The organism is Sinisalibacter lacisalsi (genome assembly GCF_014640115.1).
GTDB classification, from domain to species: Bacteria; Pseudomonadota; Alphaproteobacteria; order Rhodobacterales; family Rhodobacteraceae; genus Sinisalibacter; species Sinisalibacter lacisalsi.
The window spans coordinates 668,031-686,229 of record NZ_BMGI01000001.1 but is presented as its reverse complement, the minus strand read 5'-3'; the positions used below and the strand labels follow the sequence as shown (position 1 = coordinate 686,229).

General features: G+C 63.5%; 17 protein-coding genes and 1 tRNA gene. 5 read left to right on the top strand and 13 right to left on the bottom strand.

Annotated elements, in window-relative coordinates:
- Positions 1–29: 29 nt before the first annotated feature.
- The 6 genes from IEW01_RS03455 to IEW01_RS03430 all read right to left on the bottom strand — a co-directional run bounded on the left by IEW01_RS03455 (position 30) and on the right by IEW01_RS03430 (position 5,627).
- Positions 30–905 carry a hypothetical protein gene (locus IEW01_RS03455; protein WP_188526188.1) on the bottom strand — a complete coding sequence of 292 codons (876 nt, stop codon included), beginning with the start codon at positions 903–905 and terminating at the stop codon, positions 30–32.
- Between the two features lie 214 nt (positions 906–1,119).
- Positions 1,120–2,106 (bottom strand): hypothetical protein, encoded by a 987-nt coding sequence (locus IEW01_RS03450; protein ID WP_188526187.1) that lies wholly within the window; start codon positions 2,104–2,106, stop codon positions 1,120–1,122.
- A 222-nt stretch (positions 2,107–2,328) separates the two neighbouring features.
- Entirely contained in the window at positions 2,329–3,267 is a 939-nt protein-coding gene (locus IEW01_RS03445; RefSeq protein WP_188526186.1) for a hypothetical protein, read from the bottom strand.
- Between the two features lie 134 nt (positions 3,268–3,401).
- Positions 3,402–4,697: a CsgG/HfaB family protein gene (locus IEW01_RS03440; RefSeq protein WP_188526185.1), complete on the bottom strand. Its 1,296-nt coding sequence runs from the start codon at positions 4,695–4,697 to the stop codon at positions 3,402–3,404.
- Between the two features lie 13 nt (positions 4,698–4,710).
- Positions 4,711–5,220: a hypothetical protein gene (locus tag IEW01_RS03435; RefSeq protein ID WP_188526184.1), complete on the bottom strand. Its 510-nt coding sequence runs from the start codon at positions 5,218–5,220 to the stop codon at positions 4,711–4,713.
- Positions 5,220–5,627: a hypothetical protein gene (locus tag IEW01_RS03430; protein WP_188526183.1), complete on the bottom strand. Its 408-nt coding sequence runs from the start codon at positions 5,625–5,627 to the stop codon at positions 5,220–5,222. The genes IEW01_RS03435 and IEW01_RS03430 overlap by 1 nt, the downstream gene beginning before the upstream one ends.
- Positions 5,628–6,279: 652 nt before the next feature.
- Between IEW01_RS03430 and IEW01_RS03425 the strand changes: the two genes are divergently transcribed.
- Entirely contained in the window at positions 6,280–6,759 is a 480-nt protein-coding gene (locus IEW01_RS03425; protein WP_188526182.1) for a hypothetical protein, read from the top strand.
- A gap of 10 nt (positions 6,760–6,769) precedes the next feature.
- Here the strand turns inward: IEW01_RS03425 and IEW01_RS03420 are convergent, their stop codons facing one another.
- Entirely contained in the window at positions 6,770–9,379 is a 2,610-nt protein-coding gene (locus IEW01_RS03420) for a hybrid sensor histidine kinase/response regulator (protein WP_229738035.1), read from the bottom strand.
- Positions 9,380–9,421: 42 nt separating this feature from the next.
- Positions 9,422–9,874, bottom strand: a complete 453-nt coding sequence (locus IEW01_RS03415) for a putative pterin-binding protein (protein ID WP_229738034.1) — start codon at positions 9,872–9,874, stop codon at positions 9,422–9,424.
- 304 nt (positions 9,875–10,178) lie between these two features.
- On the opposite strand from IEW01_RS03415, the gene IEW01_RS03410 reads away from it, so the two are divergent.
- Together IEW01_RS03410 and IEW01_RS03405 are read left to right on the top strand one after the other, a co-directional pair.
- Positions 10,179–10,790, top strand: a complete 612-nt coding sequence (locus tag IEW01_RS03410) for a response regulator transcription factor (RefSeq protein ID WP_188526179.1) — start codon at positions 10,179–10,181, stop codon at positions 10,788–10,790.
- A gap of 428 nt (positions 10,791–11,218) precedes the next feature.
- Positions 11,219–11,292: transfer RNA gene (locus tag IEW01_RS03405), tRNA-Gly, on the top strand.
- An 85-nt stretch (positions 11,293–11,377) separates the two neighbouring features.
- On the opposite strand, the gene IEW01_RS03400 is transcribed toward IEW01_RS03405, so the two are convergent.
- Entirely contained in the window at positions 11,378–11,602 is a 225-nt protein-coding gene (locus IEW01_RS03400; protein WP_188526178.1) for a DUF1127 domain-containing protein, read from the bottom strand.
- Positions 11,603–12,006: 404 nt separating this feature from the next.
- Between IEW01_RS03400 and IEW01_RS03395 the strand changes: the two genes are divergently transcribed.
- Both IEW01_RS03395 and IEW01_RS03390 read left to right on the top strand, forming a co-directional pair.
- On the top strand, positions 12,007–12,693 hold the full coding sequence (locus IEW01_RS03395) for a hypothetical protein (protein WP_229738033.1): 687 nt from the start codon (positions 12,007–12,009) through the stop codon (positions 12,691–12,693).
- A 1-nt stretch (position 12,694) separates the two neighbouring features.
- Positions 12,695–13,648, top strand: coding sequence for a hypothetical protein (locus tag IEW01_RS03390; RefSeq protein ID WP_188526176.1), 954 nt, complete (start codon positions 12,695–12,697; stop codon positions 13,646–13,648).
- Positions 13,649–13,656: 8 nt separating this feature from the next.
- Here IEW01_RS03390 and IEW01_RS03385 read toward each other — a convergent pair whose 3' ends face one another.
- The 4 genes from IEW01_RS03385 to IEW01_RS03370 are packed head-to-tail and all read right to left on the bottom strand — an operon-like array spanning position 13,657 to position 18,177.
- Entirely contained in the window at positions 13,657–14,343 is a 687-nt protein-coding gene (locus IEW01_RS03385) for an ABC transporter ATP-binding protein (protein ID WP_188526175.1), read from the bottom strand.
- An 11-nt stretch (positions 14,344–14,354) separates the two neighbouring features.
- Entirely contained in the window at positions 14,355–15,947 is a 1,593-nt protein-coding gene (locus IEW01_RS03380; RefSeq protein WP_229738032.1) for an ABC transporter permease, read from the bottom strand.
- 32 nt (positions 15,948–15,979) lie between these two features.
- Positions 15,980–16,996, bottom strand: coding sequence for an extracellular solute-binding protein (locus tag IEW01_RS03375; RefSeq protein WP_188526173.1), 1,017 nt, complete (start codon positions 16,994–16,996; stop codon positions 15,980–15,982).
- 2 nt (positions 16,997–16,998) lie between these two features.
- Positions 16,999–18,177 (bottom strand): zinc ribbon domain-containing protein, encoded by a 1,179-nt coding sequence (locus tag IEW01_RS03370; RefSeq protein WP_229738031.1) that lies wholly within the window; start codon positions 18,175–18,177, stop codon positions 16,999–17,001.
- Between the last annotated feature and the right edge of the window lie 22 nt (positions 18,178–18,199).

The window sequence follows — 18,199 nt, the reverse complement described above, 5'->3', positions numbered from 1 at the left end:
CGATTCCGAATTGAATTGATCCCGGGCTGTCAGCGCCCGACAAACCCGCCGTTGACGGCGCCGATGGCCGTTGCGGTGATCGAGTTGACCTTGACCGAAACGCCCATGGTTCGGTTCACGACGGCCGCGGTGACCGGCATCATGTTGGCGGCGATGTTCAGCCGGGCGGCCGGAAGGTCCGGCACACCGCCCAATTCCCGATTGCTCGTCCGAACCGCGATCACGGTGTCGGTCACGGCGGCCTGGTAATGCGCGTCCGGCCCCTCGGCGATCCGCGCCTTGAGAAGGTCGATCTCCACCCCGATCGGCCCGACAAGCCGTTCCGTCTTCAACCCGGTCAGAATGCCACCGGCGTTGACCGCCCCGAGCGCTGTGGTGCCGATCTCGCCCATGGTCGCGAAACGCGCGCCGCGCGTGATCGCGGCGATCTCGGCGAGATCCTCGGGCACGGTGCTGTAAATGAGATTGGTCACGCGGCCGTCGATACGGGTGGTCAGCAATTCCCGCGCCGAGGCGAGGGATTGCCTGTCCACGGCGGCCTCGTAGAGCGAGAGGCGCGCCGCGGGCGGCACGCTGTAGAGCTGCGATCCCACCGGATACAGCCCTTCGGAGAGGCCCGACTGCAGGCCGGCGGCCTGCGCCGATGTCACAGCGAGGCCATTGTCCCCTGCGACCGATGTCACGGCATAGCCCCCGGCATCGTAGCCGATCACGACGCGATCGCCGGGCATCAACCGGCGCGGTGCAACGGCCAGGGAGCCAGAGGCGTTTTCGGCGATGTTCGCCATGATGTTCCAACTCGCGGAAACATGCTCGGTATCGATGGCGCGCAAAAGGCGTTCAAGAATTCCAACCGACTGCGCCTGTCCCGGCGACAGCAATCCGACCAGGACGACGAAAGCCACACCGCGCGCGCGCCACGCCGGCGACCGACGCGCCAGAGATCCCCGAAGCGGTTGCACCCCGGCCGCGAGCAGACGGCCGGGGTGCGGTAGGGTCAGCGGGGTAGGGAACCGCCAGACCGTACACGAAAGCGCAGTTTTGAACTGGGGTATTATGTCCCGCGCCTCCGATCTCTATCCTTCACGTAAAACGCTTTGCGCAAAGGATAATTCATTTTTACTCCGTCGAGCCCGAGGTGCCGACGATGCCCTGCACAGCGGCATTCACACCCGAGGTGATCGTGCCGGTGTTGACGGCGCCGAGCGCGGTCGTCGACAGGTTGGCGGTCTTGGCGTTGACTTCGGTCATCGTGTTCGAGATCGAGCCGTTCACACCGGTCATGTTCGATGCGATGTTGAGCACCAGAGCACCGTTGCCGTCAGCGCCGCCGAGCTGTTCCATCACCGACGAGACAGCCTGGGTCGAGGAGGTCTTGGCTTCATCCACGGTCGAGTTCACACCGAGCGTGATGTCGCCGGTGTTGACCGCGCCAAGCGCCGTGGTGGCCATGTCGCCGAATTCAATCGTCGGCATGTCCCATTCGATCGCGGTCACGCCGTCGGCGTCCGTCGCAGAGGGGGGGACCGTGATGCCATCGAGGATGTTGGTGATCGAGCCGTCGATGCCGAAGTAACCTGCGGTCTTCAAGAGTTCGATCACCTGTTCAGCCTGCAGGCTCTCGATGTCCGCCTCCGAGAACAAGTCCGAATTGTCGCCATCCGTCAGGAAGCGCGACACGTATCCGGCGGCTGGTGAATCGAAATTGATGCCGTTGTCCGGGTCCGTGAGGAAATAGACCGTCTGCATCTCACCCTCGACCTCGATGGTGATGCTGGACAAGATCGCATCGTCGGAGATCGTTCCATCGACGATGGCGGTATACTCGAACATCACGTCCAGTTCGGGATCGTCGATCAGATCCTGCAACGTGTGGGGCTGACCCACGTAATCCCCACCGGAGTCCATCACATCGGGATCACCGATCAGGATCAGGCTCGGGTCGTATCCTGCGAAGCCATTGGCCCGCAGATCGCCGAACGTCACCGGACGCTCGACCTCGGTGATGCGAGTTCCGCCAAGGTTTTCCGCGATATTCGCGAAGGTGCCGTTTGCCGGTGCCAGGTTGGTTGCGTTGTCGATCTCGCCAAGCACACGTTCAAGCACGGATTGCGCCGACGCGGCGCCCGCCAACATTCCGGTTGCGAGAGCCGTGATCGCGACTGTTCTCATCAAGGGGTGCTTGTTCACGTCTCGACCTTTCTTTCTTTGCAGGCAGGGCGGCAAGAAGCCCGTCCCGGCAATCGTCTGTTCGTTCCGGCCGGCTTCGGCCCGCCGGATGAGGTGGCGGAGGCGCGAACGCCTCCGCCGGGTCTGGATGCGGAAATCTTATTCCGCGGCCGAACCGGTCGAGCCCGAGGTGCCGACGATGCCCTGCACAGCGGCATTCACACCCGAGGTGATCGTGCCGGTGTTGACGGCGCCGAGCGCGGTCGTCGACAGGTTGGCGGTCTTGGCGTTGACTTCGGTCATCGTGTTCGAGATCGAGCCGTTCACGCCGGTCATGTTCGATGCGATGTTGAGCACCAGAGCACCGTTGCCGTCAGCGCCGCCGAGCTGTTCCATCACCGACGAGACAGCCTGGGTCGAGGAGGTCTTGGCTTCGTCCACGGTCGAATTCACGCCGAGGGTGATGTCGCCGGTGTTGACCGCGCCAAGCGCCGTGGTGGCCATGTCGCCGAATTCAATCGTCGGCATGTCCCATTCGATCGCGGTGACGCCGTCAGCGTCGGTCACCTGGGTCGCCTCGGTGATGCCATCGAGGATGTTGGTGATCGAGCCGTCGATGCCGTCGGACACACCGGTCACAACCTGCTCCGAGGTGCTGTTGGCAGCAAGGAAGTTGCCCACAACGGTCGCGGCATAGGCTTCCGCCGCTTCACGAGTTTCGAACGCGTTGGCCGGAACCGAAGTGCCACCGGCCGAGCCGGAAACGGTGAAGCTGCCGTCTTCGTTCTCGGTGATGCCGGCAACCAGGTCGTTGGCGAGGATCGAGGCGAGATCGTTGTATTCGGCTTCCGTCAGCACAACGCTGTCGCCGTCGACGGCGCCGCCAAGCAGCGCGCCATATTCAGCCGAAACGGTATAGAAGGTTTCGACCGTGGTTCCGCCGATGTTTTCGGCGATGTTGGCGAAGGTGCCGTTCACCTGCGCGAGGTTGGTGGAGTTGTCGATCTCCGACAGCACACGCTCCAGAACCGATTGGGCCGAAGCTGCACCGGTCGTTGCGATAACCGCGAGCGCGGTCGTAGCAAGAAGTTTTTTCATTGCTCGTTCTTCCTGTTTTATTCTGCTCGTCCCTCATAAGCAGACGTGGATTTGCGGGCAGTGAAAGAGGGGCCCATTTTTCCTCGACCCGTGGGAGAGGGTCCAGGAAACTCGGTGTGCGCTAGTGCGCGGTGTCATGGTCGGGGTGGGTCATTCGGGTCTCCCCCTGGTACATTCGGCTTGCCGTCATCCGCTTGCGGCGTGGCCGCCTCGGAGATTTCCGTTTTGGCGCGCAGGCTCTTGACGAAAACCTCGCCCGCGTTGACCGCGCGGATCGCCTGTTCCACCACGGTGGCCACGGCATCGCCCTGCGCACCGGACAGCCCCTGTTCGGCGGCCTTGCGCAGATCCCGCACCGCGAAGGCGAGGTAGAGCCTGGCCTTTTCGAGAGCCGCCTGGGCCGTATCGACGTCGCTGGCGGTGGCGATGCTGTCGGCCGTCGAAATCGCGCGTGCCGCCTGCGAGGTGATGCTGTTGGCCAACTTGCGCACTTCCGGCGGCAGCTCGACCTCTTGCGCGGTGGTCGACATTTCCTTGCGCATCTCGCCGATTTCGGCTTCCGAAGGCGGGCGGCGCGATTCAACCTGCGCCACGATCTCCTGGAAGGTCGCGCGACCGGCCTCGTCCTTCCAGATCAGGTCTTCGGCGATGGTCTGGGCCAGGTTCTCGTTGCAGGCCTTGGCGCCGGCGCCGTCGATCGCCTGAACGATCAGCTGGTAAGTGCCGTAATAGAGCATCTGCCGCAGCACGAAATTCATCGTCTCGCGCACCATGGCGCCCGCGTTGATGTTCACGAGCGCATTGTTGAAAACGCCTGTGTCGAAGAACCGGCCGACCGCGAACCCGATCTCTTCGCCGACGAGCTGTTTCTGGACCGCGACATTGGCGATGACTTCACCGGTGGCGGTGTCGGTCATCGAAAGGTCCATCCCGACCAGAAGCCGGTTTTGTCGCGCCCTCGGCCCGACCCCCATGATCTCGATCTGGGCGCCCGCGCCGGGGATGAAATCGAGGCTGTTGATCGAACCGGTGATGTAGAGATCGACAGGCACCTGGCTCTCGATCGGCCGTATGCCCCAGTTGTGCTCGGTTGCCGCGATGCTCGGATCACGACGGTTGAGCACCCGCACACCGGATGTGAACAGCGCGGTCTGTATCATCTCGCCGGCGCCCTGGGTGACCATCTTGCCGGAACCGGACTCGGCATAGGATTCCTTCCCGGTCGCGTCATTGATGTTGCCGACCGCGAAGAAGAGCGACCCGGGAACGAAATCGCCAATGCACGACAACGCATTGTCGTATTTCGTGACGATGCGCCTGATCTCGGGGCCCTCGAACATCTCGACGTCCTTGCTCGACGACGCGATCGAATTCGCGAAGCCGCAACCTCCGAGCACGAAGAACAGTGCGAGAACAGACAGACGATGCACCCGACCCCCTCCATCAATCGCAGGCAGCGGATCGTTCGATCGCGTCCGCGAGATCCAGCATGGAGGCGCCGACGCTTGCATCGTCGAAGAGTTCGCTTGCCGATACCGAAGAGGTGACCGTCGCGATCGAGCCATCCACGCAGGCGGAGGAATCCGCGCTGTTCTCGGCGATGATCGAGTTGCCTTCACCGACGACTTCGATGTCGGTCGAGCCTGTGTTCAGGGAGCCCACCGAGTAGGTTTGCTGACCGATCTCATCACCGATCTGGTAGTCGGTGTTGACTTCGCCGGTCGTGTTCGTCTCGACGTAATTCGAACGCGAGTCGTTGTAGGTATTATAGATGACTTCGGTTTTCGCCGGGTTCTGCGCGCTCCACATCGCCTGTGCCTGCTGGATCGCCAAGCTGCGCTCGCTGACCGAGGGGAAGCCGTACGAACCGGCCCAGTTCTGACCCGAACTGGAATACGACTGCGCCATTGCCGAGATCGGCAACGCGACGGCGAAAAGGGTCAGGCGGATCATTACTCGACCACACCCATCCGCGGCATCTGGACGGACCCGTCTTCGAAAATCGTGATCCCGCCGGCAACCACCGACGCTTTTCGATTACCGACAACCGGAATCTCGACCTGGGAGGCGTCGGCGAAGCCGGGGCGGGTCACCGAGCGTTCGATGACCATCTTCGGCTCTGACTTCGTTCCGGAGTGCGGCGTGGACCCCGACGAGCCCCCCGTAGGAGTGGCAACGGCATCCAGGGTTTTCGCGTCGGGGCAAACCTCAAGCCAGTAGGCGGTCTTGCCATCGTATTGCACATCGGAAAGCACGTAGCCTTCCGGAATGACCACGCAGCGTTGCGCTTCCTGATAATACGGTTGGGTTTGGCATCCCGCGAGAACGATCCCCACGAGGGGCAAAAGAATCTGTTTCATTCCGACCTCCAGTTCCCCTCAAGGAGTGGCCAGATCGGACAGGTGTGTCATTATGTCTTGCGACTTAGGCGTATATATTCTCAGAGCTTGAAAAACGATCGGCTGATTTCGAGATCAAAGGATATAATAAATGTACCGATAATAGGGATCTCAGCGACCGCATTTACTCATTCCAGGGATCCGGCGCGATGGCTTGCGGCTCCGGGCACATCGAGATGACCCGCCTTCCCCGTCCAAATCTGGTGCGAAACCTGAGATGCCTCACCATATCTTGCGATAATTTTTGATTCTTTTCGGTTCGGTCATTTCCGACCCAGGCTCGGCCCATTTCGGTGAGCACTCCATGGCAGGCAATAGGGCGGGCTGCGCGCTGCAAAATCGCATTCGGGGCCGGTCGTGGGCCGGCTGGGAAAAGGCTCCCGACGCGAAACCGAAACAGGCGGTGATCCTTCGGATAGTATTCCTATCCTTTTCGCGCGAGCTTGACCGGCTGCGATGTTTCCCTGACCCGGTCCGGGAGGGCACAATTTTAAGTAGCGAATGCCGGATGAGAACGTGAGGACGTAAGTTGAAAGTCATTTCCGTCGCCCACACCGAGGCACCTGCGCGAAAGCCTTTTTCAAACCCGTTGTCGCGCATATTCAATCCGGCGGTGCAAAAACAGCCGGCGATTGCCGCCGCCGCCGAGTTTTCCGCCTTCCCGCGGATGTTCAACGGACCGGTAGCGGTTGACGCGCCCGCGCTCATGGTTTCCCGCAAGGTCGACAGCGTCGCCCCGGCTTTGGACTGGTTCCGCGCCCAGGGCGTGAAGTGCTACCACCTCGACCATTTCGCCGATGCGCTGGCCGTGGCGCTCGAATCCCCCCGGGCTTGGTCCTACCTGATTGTCGACATCGACGATTTCGGCGGCGTCGACGGGATCATCGACGAAATGATGCAACTGCGCCTCGCCGTTCCCGGGTTGCCCGTGATCCTCTTGTCTTCGGGATTCGCGGTGAATGACTTCGGATCGGATCGCCTCTACGTGGCGGATGCCTCGCTGCGGCTGCCATTGAGCTTCCGGGCCCTCGAACTCGCGGCGGAAGATGCGCCAAGGAACAACCGCGAATGGCGCGCGCGCAACCCCGCTTGAACCGACCGGGCTAACCGCTGCGCTTGTTTGCGACCTCGTCCTTGAGCATTGAAAGCACCCTGCTCGCTTGATCGCGCGCCTTGCGGATCAGGGTCGCGACGCGCTCGTCATCCCTGCCCGATCCGCTTTCGCCGTTCTCGGCCTCCAGCTTGCGAAAAACCTGCTCCAGATCATAGGCTCCAAACATCGCGCTCAGGCCGCACAATTGATGCGCGAGACGGGCGAATGCATCGTTGGTGCCATCTTCCTTGAGCGTTTGTTCAAGGCTGTCGAGGGATGCGTTCACATCGGTTTCGAACTTGTCGACCATTTCCCTCGCCATTGGCAATCCGAGGGTTTCCACCATTTCGTCGAAGAACGAACCGTCGAACTCGTTGTGCCGGGTGGATCCGGCCTGCTTCACGAGGCGCCGGATCACGGCGAGCAATTGAGCGCGAGACGTGGGTTTGCCGAGCACCGCGTCGAAACCGGCCTCGGCAAAGCGCTTCTGGTCTTCCTCGAGCACGTGGGCGGTCAGGGCGATGACCGGCACCTTGGCGTTTGGCCCCGCTCTCGAGCGAATGTGGCGCAGGGCTTCAAGCCCATCCATGCGTGGCATGCTGATATCGAGGAATATCAGGTCGAAGTTGCTCTGGCCGAGCTTTTTCAACCCGTCCTCGCCGTCCGCCACCGCGGTGACGTCGAACCCGGCGTTCCTCAAGGTTTCCGACACGATCTTGCGGCTGATCTCGTTGTCTTCGGCCAGGAGAATGCGCAGCTCGTCGCCGAGAAGCGCGGGGCCGGTTTCCGGCGTCGGCTTCAAGATCGGGTCGTCACCGGTCGCGCTGTCGATATCGGCCTTGGGCGCCAGCGGCACCTGGAAGCGAAACGTGCTGCCGCGTCCGACCCGGCTCTCGACCCAGATCCGCCCCCCCAGCGCCCCGACCACCCGCGCGGCAATCCCGAGGCCAAGGCCGGTGCCGTCGAAGGCCCGGGTATTCGGGCTTTTCGTTGTGTAGAAATCATCGAAGATGTGCGGCAATTCGTCGTTGGCGATCCCGATACCGTTGTCCGCGACCCAGAACTCGATCATCTCGTCGCGCTCGTCGCGGCAACATCCCAGCTCGACCCGACCGTTGCAGGTGAACTTGAGCGCATTCGACACCAGATTGTCGAGCACCTGCCGCAATCGCATGGGATCGCATACGAAGTTCGGCTGATCGCGCGCCCAGTTCGCAACCACGATTTCGTTGCCGCTCTCGGCGGCCAGGGCGAGGTGGTCGCGCCGGACATCGCCGACCAGTTCACGAACGTCGACCGAGCGGTACTCGATGTCGATACCTTTGCGGCCGGAGCGGGCGACGGCCAGCAGATCCTCGATATGCCGCAGGAGGTGCAGGGACGACCGCTCGAGGATGTCGAGGTATTGCTCCTGGGCGTCGGTCAGGGTGCGTGAGCGCAAGAGTTCCAATGCACCCATGATGCCCTGCAAGGGTGTGCGCATCTCATGGCTGACGGTGGTCAGAACCCGCTCTTTCGCTTTTGCGCCAGCAAGCGCGGCATCTCTGGCTTCGCGCAGCTCCTTTTCGTGAGCTTCCTGGCTGGTCACGTCACGGATATAGGCAACGAAAAACCGGCCGCTCTGATCCGAGCCTTCCGAAAGCTCGATCTCGGCCGGAAACACCGTGGCGTCCTTGCGCAGCGCGCTGATCTTGACGCCGGACTGGCCGATGATGTGTTTTTCGCCCGTGCGCTTGTATCTCCTCAGGCCCTCCCTGTGCCGGGCACGTAACTCTTCAGGCACCAGGAGCGTGCCCACGTCGCCTGAAAGTGCCTCCCGCCTCGTGTAGCCGAACACGCGTTCCGATGCCTTGTTGAACTCGACGATTCGCATGTCTTGATCCGCGATCACGATCGGGATCGGCGACGTCGAGATGATGGCCTGAAGCCGTCTGGCGACACCTTCCATCGTCGTCGCGGCAAACCTGGTGTCGCGTTGGGCTTGCCAGATCCGAAAGATCGAGAACAGCAGCAGGAGGCTGCTGGCCAGAGACGCGAGCGCCATCTGCCAGAGGCTCTCGCTCAGATCGAGCCGCCGTTGCGCAGCCAGTTCGGCGATAACCGTCACGCCCGCGAGCGCGATCCGTCGAATATTGCGCCGTTGGGCCTCGGTTCGTGCATCGAGCGCCGAAAGGTCTGCCAGCGAGGTCGGTGGCAAGCTGTCCAGTTCCGTGGCCGTTTCCGTGGCGAACTCGGCAAGCGCGAAGAGCTTGGGCTTGAGGTTCTCGTTCTCGCGGATCTCGGTGAAGAGCGGACTTTGCTGGATCGTGGATATCCGACTGAAGAGGATATCGAACCTGAGCCGCACCTCCCGGAGACGCGCAAGCGCCGCCTCACCCTCGCCCTGCTCGGAAACGTCCGTCGGGTCGGGAAGCAAATAGGCATCCAGTGCATCCGCGAAACGCAAGTACTCGATTTCGAGCTGCGCCAGGTTCCAGGGAACGTTGTCGGACGTTGCGCGTTCGAGTTCCGCGGCCTGCCGCAAGGCTGCCAATCCGTTCGACAACCCCGACCATGCGGTCGCGGCAATCAGGAGGGCGAGCACGAACGTGAAAATCGATGTGCGGTTGGGCTGTCTCACAGGGGACTCCATGTGAAAGACCGGTCGGCCGCCCAACCGAAATCATTCAAGGATCTGGATCTCGCGCAATTGCCAGATCGAGCGGGAATAGTAAACCTCGTGGGCATAGGCGGGGTTATCGTCGTAGGGATAGATGATCCAGAGTGGCCCCTTGTCGCGAACGCTCATCAACTCCCCGTCAAGCGAGAACGCGACGAGGGCACCGCCCTCAACGGCATCAGACACCGGAAGTTCCACGGAATAGTCGTTGAGCGCGCGGGCGATCAGGCGCGACCCATCGGCGCTGACGTTTTCGAGCAGGGCTGCAAGGGAAACACCCTCGAACTCATGCGTGCCATTCGTCCAGATCGTCGTCGTTTGAACCGTTGTCGTGCCGATCGCCTTCAGCGCATCCAGATCGAAGTGCCAGACGTCGCCAGGCGCCCCGGCCTGGGGTTTTCCATACACCGAAAGTATGATCGGCCGCTTCGCGTCTTCGCTGGACTCGGCAAACACGGGCAAGCATAACACCAACGCGATTGCGGTCAGTAAGGCTCTCATCGAATTTTCCAATGTTCGTGTGAAGTCAAAAGTGAAGATAGGGGCGAAATATCGTCAGAAACACCTCTCATTCATGCACGATGGTTATCCTTTTGCCGCTCCACCTATCTTTAGATACCATCCACATCCTTTTTTACCTTTCCAAAGGACATTTGTTGGTTACCACGTGATCTCGACCCGGCTTATCAACGTATGGGGCAGACAAGTTGTGCCCGGACAATAATTGATCCTACGATGGGTTTGACCCAAGGAGTGAAATGTGTGTGCAAAAGTCCTCATCGCCGATGATCACTCGCTTGTGCGCGAGCTTATCGCGAATTCCATCACGTCTGTCCTCGGATACGAAACGGTAACGGCTTCGGATATGCCCGAGGCGCATAGGGCGATCGAAGAGAACGAGTCTTTCGACCTTATACTCGTCGACTACGTGATGCCCGGCGTGGACGGGCTGAGAGCCATCGAAGACGTCATCGAGCGCGTCCGCGGAACACCCGTTGCGATCTTGTCGGGGGTCGCATCGAGATCGATCGTCGAGGATGCGCTCAAGCTGGGGGCAGCCGGGTTCCTCCCCAAGACACTTCATCTGAAATCCATGCTTGCCGCGATTGATTTCATGATCGCCGGTGAGGTTTACGCTCCCTTCGACTTTCTGCTCAAGAAAGAAAAGCCGGACCCGTACCACCTTTCCCCCAATGAAAAGAAAGTGCTGCAGGCGATCTGCAAGGGCAAGGCCAACAAGGAAATCGCGCGCGATCTCGAGATGAGTGAATCCAGCGTGAAGATGCATGTCCGGACGCTTTCGCGCAAATTCGACGCGAACAATCGCACCCAGCTCGCATTGTTCGCGCTTGAGAGCGAGATTTTTGAGTGAGTATTCGTTCGGACAATAAAGCCAAGACGTAACGATTGCGCCGCGGTTTTCATTTCATGGCATCCTGCGCCTTTCGGGTCGATGGCCACCCCGGGTTTCTCCGAACGCGCCAGTGATACGTCCTCGTCGGACACGACACCGGCTTGATTTGCGACAGGTGAAGCCACCGGAAGTTATATTGGCCCGTCCAGGCCCCTCGCCCCGCAGGGTATGCGCTTCATGCGCGTGACGGTGCTGTTCAGAAGCCGCGCTGCCCTAGAAGCCAAACACCCGGCTTGGCTCCAGGGTCAGGTTGGCGATGACAAGGCCATGCAGGGGAAGCGCTTGCGTGGATGCCTTCGATATCGGCGGTGACGCGGCGCGGCCCCATCGGCTTTGAAAGGCATCTTGACGGGAAAACCGCGATCAAATAGGCATCAGGTCTCGGCGCGGGCGTTGTGTAGTGGTAAGACCTCAGCCTTCCAAGCTGATGACGCGGGTTCGATTCCCGCCGCCCGCTCCAACCTCAATCCGCACGCGCCGCGCACCTTGCCATGACATGGCTGAAGACGCGGAGCGCATTGGCCAAAAACGGCCGGGCGGGCTTTTCAGAGATAGAAGTGACCGGCAAAAACGTGCGGCACGATGTCGTCACGGGTCAGACCGCGTGCGGCCAGTTGGTCGTCGCTGAGCCGCTGCAGCGCCTCGATCTCTCCGCGCCGCGACCGGAACTCGGCGTATTCGACGAAAAACGTACCAATCGCGGCGAGGCTGCGCGCGATCCAAGACGGCCGCAAGGCGGCATCGTTGCGAGAAACAGAAATGAAAGCCATTTTGGAAACTCCAGATGTGCGTCTGTTTGTTTCCTCCCTGACAGTAGAGGTAAGGGTCCCTGACCTTTTTGAGAACTGCCGGTTCCGCAACCCCGCTATGCGCGGGCCTCTGCCGCGCGCATCAAGGCACCACGACTGAAACCCCGGAATCCCCCGCGAGCCAGCACCTGGCACTGCATTGCCCCGCCTCGCCAAGGTGATAGCCGGCAGAGCCTTTCGGCGGCCCTCATCGGCCCTGCACTCGGTCTTGGAATCGGGGAACATGGCGCCGGACGTCCTGCACCAGGCCGAGAAAGAAGGCGTGGCCAGCCAAAACGCGAGCCGTTTGATGCCAGTCAACGCAGGATCCCTTCGCTGCGCATAGCATGGTGAGTTGGAGGGCGAAGATGCGTAGTTGGCCCGGCATGTCTGAATTTCTGCGGCGCTTGGTCGTGGCGATGATCGTGGGGCTGGCCTTCGCAATGGCAGGGGCGTGGTCATGGGCGGTCGTGGCCGGGCTCGGTGTGCTCGCCATCACGATCTACCGCTATTTCCCGCGCGAAACGCCGCCGCCGAACGCCCTGCGTTACGACGCCGGGCCCTCTCAGACCGGCCCCGATTGGCTCGGCTTCGTGCTTTCGGGCCTGTTTTTCGCGATCCCGATCTGGGCTGCGCGCGCCGAACCGGCCTTTGGCGCGATACACCCCGCCGCATTGCTCACCTGGCCGCTCGCGCTGCTCTCGGTTGCGTTCTGGATGATCGGTGCGGTCTATGCGCCCTACTGGATCGTGATCGAGCGCGACGGTCTCCGCGTGCGTTCGGCATTCACCGAGCGGGTGGTGCCCTTTGCCGATGTTCTCCGGGTGTATCCGTACCGGCGAGCCATTCCACGCTGGCTCACCGCGCTTGCACCGATGCTCGCGGGAAGCGGCAACTTCGGCACCGCGGGCGCCCTGATGCTGGCCCGCCCGCGCAAGGGCATCGTGATTGAACACCGGGGAGGACAGCACATTGCCATCGCGTCGGACAGCTTTGAAAAGCCGATGGAGCAGATCATGGCGGCGCTGAAAGCGAATGGCCTGAGCGTGGACCCACCGCGAAAGGGGGCATGACATGAAGCCGCAAAACGCGATCGCCCTTGTCCTGACCGCCGCCCTCGCCATGTCGGCACAGGCCGGGTCGGGCACCTTCGAGGCGATCGAAGAAAAATACCGCGATCTGCGCCCCGACCACGGCGCCACCATCCCGCGCGCGGGCGACTGGGCGGTTTACACAACCCCGCGATTCGGCACCTCGGTGGACTATCCGCAATCCCTCTTCCTGCTCCTGCCCGCGCCCGAGAACGGCGATGGGCAGGCCTTTCAGACCGCCGACGGGCGTGCGAACTTCGCGATCTGGGGTGGGTTCAACGCGCTGGACGAAACGCCCACGAGCCGTGCCAGTGATTATCTCGACAGCGCCGGGTTCGATCTGGTCGACGAGGCCGTGATGCTCGGGGCGCAGGGGTTTCGCGTTGTCGGCACGCGCGCGGGCGGCACGGTGTTTCACGCCGATATCTTTGACGGCGAGGTGATCCACGGGTTCGAGGCCGAACTCGCCCCGGAGGCAGACCCGAACCTCGCCCCTGTCCTGCAGCAGATTATGGTCAGCCTGCGCGGAGCGGATGCTGCCGGCACCAAATCGCCTTCAGATCTCCCCGTTCAAGACGTGACCGAGGGAACGCCCGCGCGTGCGATCCTGCTCGACGCGGCCCGCGCCGTGATCACCCCGGAGATCGGGCAGCCGATCGCGTTCAGCGTTCGGGTTCTGCGCAGCTACGGGCCATGGGCCTATCTGTCCGCGGTGCCAGTGCAGCCCGACGGGCGACCGCTCGATTGGTTGCAGACGCCCTTTGCACAGGGGTGGCGCGACGACATGATGAGCGACTCGGTGCTGGTCTTATTCCATGATGATGGATCGGGCTGGCGCGTGCTGGACTGGGTGATCGGACCAACCGATGTCTACTGGGTCGGCTGGCTGCTGGATCACGATCTGCCACGGGAACTGTTTCTCCCCCAAAGTGAGTGAAGCCGCGGTCAGGACCGTTCCAGGTGCCCCGCTTCGAGATGAAGCGCCCCATCCGCGACGCCGTCGAGGTCAGCCGGGGTGTGGGTGACGAAAAGCGCCGCCGCCCCGCTCGCGTCCACCGCAGCGCGTATGGTGCGGGTGATGTCGTGGCGCAGGTCGTGGTGCAGGTGGGCCAGCGGCTCGTCCAGCAGCAGACAGGCGGGCGCAGGCGCGAGCGCCCGGGCAATGGCCACGCGCGCGGCTTCGCCACCCGACAACCGCGCTGGCCGTTCGGCGGCAAGGTGGCCGATTCCCACCAGCGCCAACACCTCGCTCACGCGCGCGTCTGCCGCGTGCGTGGACATGGCACCAAGCCCGAAGCGAACATGCTGGGCCACGGTCATGTGCGGCCAGAGCGCGGCCTGCTGGAAAACCATGCCGATGCCACGCTCATGTGGAGCGAGCAGCGCGCGCGACCCACGGCTCGCAACTCGCCCCGCGATCACGATGCTTCCCGAGTCGGGCTCTTCCAGCCCGGCAATCAGCCGCAGCAGCGTTGTCTTTCCCTCGCCCGAACGACCGGTCAGCGCCGTCACGCACCCCGGCATGAGCGAAAACCGCACCTCGTCGAGCACCACGCGGTCCCCGAACCGTTTGGTCAACCCGTCCGCTTCGACGGACGCGGGAGGCTGCGAAGGTGTGACATCCGGTTTCATCTGCCCGAAACCTATCCCCGCTGCCTTGCGAACCAAAGCCCAAAGGCCGCCACTGACCAAACGATCACGGCAAGCACGAGCCCAAGTGCGGCCACGGTTTCGCTCACACCGTAGTGGAGATAGTTGAACACCCGCATAGACAGCAAACCCTGCCCGGGGGCGGCTGTCATCATCGTCACCTCCAGCTCGCCGATGCTGGCGCAAAAGACGAGGCCGAAAGCCGCGATCAGGCCCGGCGCCGACAGGGGCAGGTCGATGCGCCACCAGCGCGCGGGACCAGGCGGGCGGAGCACCCGCGCGGCGTCGATCAGCAGCGGGTCCACCCGTCGCATCTGGACGTAGATCAGCAGCACCGCAAGCGGCAGGAAGCGCGCCGCCTGCGCCAGGGCCGGCACCCAGCCCGCCGTTCGCACGCCGTCCGGCGCACAGCAGGCAAGAAAGGTGGCGTAGCCGACTCCTGTGAGCGAGGGCGGGATCGCCAGCGGTATCAGCACCCCCAGCCACATCGCCGCCCGAAGGATCGGCTTGCGGGGAGGCGCCGCGAGGCTGCCCGCAACCAAAGCCGCGGGCGCGAGCGCCAGCGCCCCGGCGAGCCCCGCGGTCAGGAGCGTTCTGGCAAGATCCTGGCGCACCTCCCATACAAGCTGCGGCAAGATCCGCCAGAGCAGCGCCGAGGCGAGCAGGAGCGCGAGGATCATCCCGGCATAGGCCGCCGCGAGCCAGAGGGCCGCCATCGCAGGCGGGCGCAGGGTGTCGAGCGGTCGGTAGAACCGGAAAGCGCGGCCCAGCGCGCGGGCATGGGCCGGTGTGCCGTTGGCGAGCGCGGCGAGCCCGGCGCCGATCACGAGCGCAGCGATCGCGATCAGCGGCAGAGCGATCAACGCCGCGCGCCAAGGGGCGCGGCTGGAGCTGTATTCGGCGACGATCTCCATGGCATAGGACGACACGCCGAACAAAGAGGGGGTGCTGTAATCCAGCAGGCTGAAGACGAAAACGGCACCAGTGCCGGCGAGGATGGCAGGGGCGGCAAGCGGCAGGACGACGCGGAAGAACACGCCGCGCCCAGGCCTGAGCAGCGTGGCGGAGTCGACAAGATCACGTTCGACCGAGATAAAACCGATGGCTGCCGCAATCATCGCAATGGGCATCAGCGCGAACCCTTGGGCGAACAGCGCGGCGAGCCAGCCCGGCAGATCGGGCATCGGGCTTGCAGCAGACCCCAACCCGCGCAACCAGTTGCCCGCTTCCATTCCCGCAAGCGCATGGAGATAGGGGGGCGTGATCACCCACAGGACGAGCACAGCAAGGATCACGCTGCGCATGGCCCCCGAAAGCCTGCCCCGCGCGGCACGGCGCAACAACGCCAGGGCGGCAAGCCCCCCCACCAGGCCGGCAAAGAGCGCCACACCCGCAGACAGCGCAAGGCTGCGGCCGAGCAGGGCTGCCCGCCTTGCGCTCGGAACCAGCGCGGTCCAGGCCTCCGGCGCACCTGCCAGGAGCCGCCCCGCCGCCTCGGCGAAAAGTCCCACCGCGGGGCCGAGCGTCAGTGCCAGGAACAGCCCCCAGGCAAGCAGGATCAGCGCAGGGCGCAACCCGGGACGCATGCTCAAGAGCCTTGGCCCGCCCATCGTCCACATCAGTCCTGGAACATCTCACGCATCGCATCGCTTATGCCGGCACCCGCGTCACGGATCGCGGCCACGCCTGGCTGCATCCCGCGCACCGTCAGCTTGCCAAAGCATTTTCCTTCGGCGATGCCTGGCCGCGACGGGATCTGCACCCAGCCGCTTTCGATCAACTTCGCCTCGGTGTCCGGCGAGAGCAGGTAGTCGGCCAGCAACCGGGCCTCCTCCGGATGCGGTCCGCCGGCGATCAGCGCCACCGTGTTGGGCACCACCAGTGTGCCGAGACCCCCCTCCTCCTGATCGAGAAAGACCACCGCCACCGGCGCGCCCTTCTTGATCGAAACGCAGGCGTCGTCGGTATCCGTCAGCCCCATCGGCACCCGGCCTGCCGCCACCATGTCACGCACGACGGCGTTGCCATCGACAACGCGGGCGCCACCCGACTTGAGCGCCTCGAAGAAGCCCAGTGCCTCGTCCGGTCCCAGCGCCGCGGCGAGGGCCGCGGCGTGGGTCGCCGTCGAGCCGAACAGCGGGTTGGCGAAGCTGATCTCGTCCGCCCGCCCGGGAAGATCGAAGATCGACCGGGGCCAGTCTTCCTCCGCCATCCTGTCGGTGTTGACGAAAAGCACCCGTGCGCGCCCGCCGAAGGCCGCCCAGAAAGCGTCGGGGTCGACGAACAAGGCGGGAAGCCCCTCCGCGGCGGGCGAGGCATAGGGCGCAAGCACACCTTCTTCCTGCAGAGCCAGGGTTTGCCAGAACTCACCGTTCCAGAACACGTCGGCCAGCGGCGCGCCTTTCTCGGCAATCAGCCTGTTCACCAGCCCCACCGTCTTGGCCGCCTCGGCATCGTAGAGGGCATTGACCCTGATGCCGGTTTCCGCCTCGAAGGCGCGCAGGATCGGCTCGGAATAAACCTGGTCGACGGAGGTGTAGATCGTGACTTCCCGGGGCGTGTCGCCCTGCCGGAACGTTGCGAAAACACCCGCGCCGACGAGAAGCATGGCCAAGATCCAAAGCACATATCTCATCGTCAGGAGCCTCCTCCGACTTTCGCGCCGCAGGCGGCACAGAATTTTGCGCCCGCAACCAGCGCCGCGCCACAGCTCGCGCAGGTATCACCGCCGCCGACGACGACGGGTGCGACCTTGCCACCGCAGGCCGGGCAGAATTTTGCCCCCGGGGCCAATGCATGGCCGCAGGTGCCACAGGTTGCCGCGCTCGCTGGCTTCGGGTCACCCCCGGCCAAAGCCTTGGCCGGCGGAGTGAGCACGGCGGTGAGCAGGGTGCGCAGATCCTCGAACGCGAGGGACGCGATCACCGCCTCACGCCCGCCGAGATCATACATCACGACGTCCTGCACCGACCGGAGGAAGAAAAACGCCTCGTGCCCCTTGAGATCCTCGTCGGTCGTTGCGGTCACCCGCAGGCCGACCTTGGTGAGGTGCTGCGCATCGGCCACGGCGAGCTGGTAGCCAAGCGGCGTCAGCATCCAGGTGGTCTTGCTTCTTTTCACCCGCTCCACGAGACCACGGTCGGCCAGCGACACGAGCGCGGGTGGAATCCGTGCCTCCCAATCCAGGCCGTTGAGCGAAAACGGCAGCACCTTGTCGAGAAACAGGAACGGCCACCGAAAGTCTTCTTCGGCCACATTTTCCAGCGTCTCGGCGATCGCCCCCGGGGTGAAGGCCACCGGCGCGAGATCGTGGGTGAGCAATGCCTGCAGACGCCCAGCGCGCAAGGCGTGCAGCGCGGCGAGAAACACCAGCGCCGCGTCGGGCGAGAGTGCCTTTTGCAGTGACATGGGCGAAAGCGGGATATCCTGAAGCAGCACCGAGGCGACCGTGTCGGAAAGCTCGTCGGCGCCGACCGTCCGGATCGCCCAGTCCTCGGCCCGGCTCACCATCAGAACCGCATCGGCGCCGGTTTCCGGACCCCAGGCGAGGATTGCGCGGGTGAGGCTTTCTTCACCCAGGGCGTAGTGCAACGTGCCGATCCGCAGCGGGTTGGCCAGCGTCGTGATCAGGGCGCGGATCTCGGTTTCCACCGGCGCGCGCAAACCTGCGAGAAAGTCGGTCACCGCCTGCCCCGCCCCGGCGCCCGCCCGCACCGCCGGCAGGCGCGAGAGGGTTCCGACGGCCAGATCGAGCACGGCGGGCGCGGCCACCAGTTCCGCCCCGGTCGCGATGAGTTCGCCCTTCACGAGTTTCATGGTCGGCCTCGCTTTCCCTTGT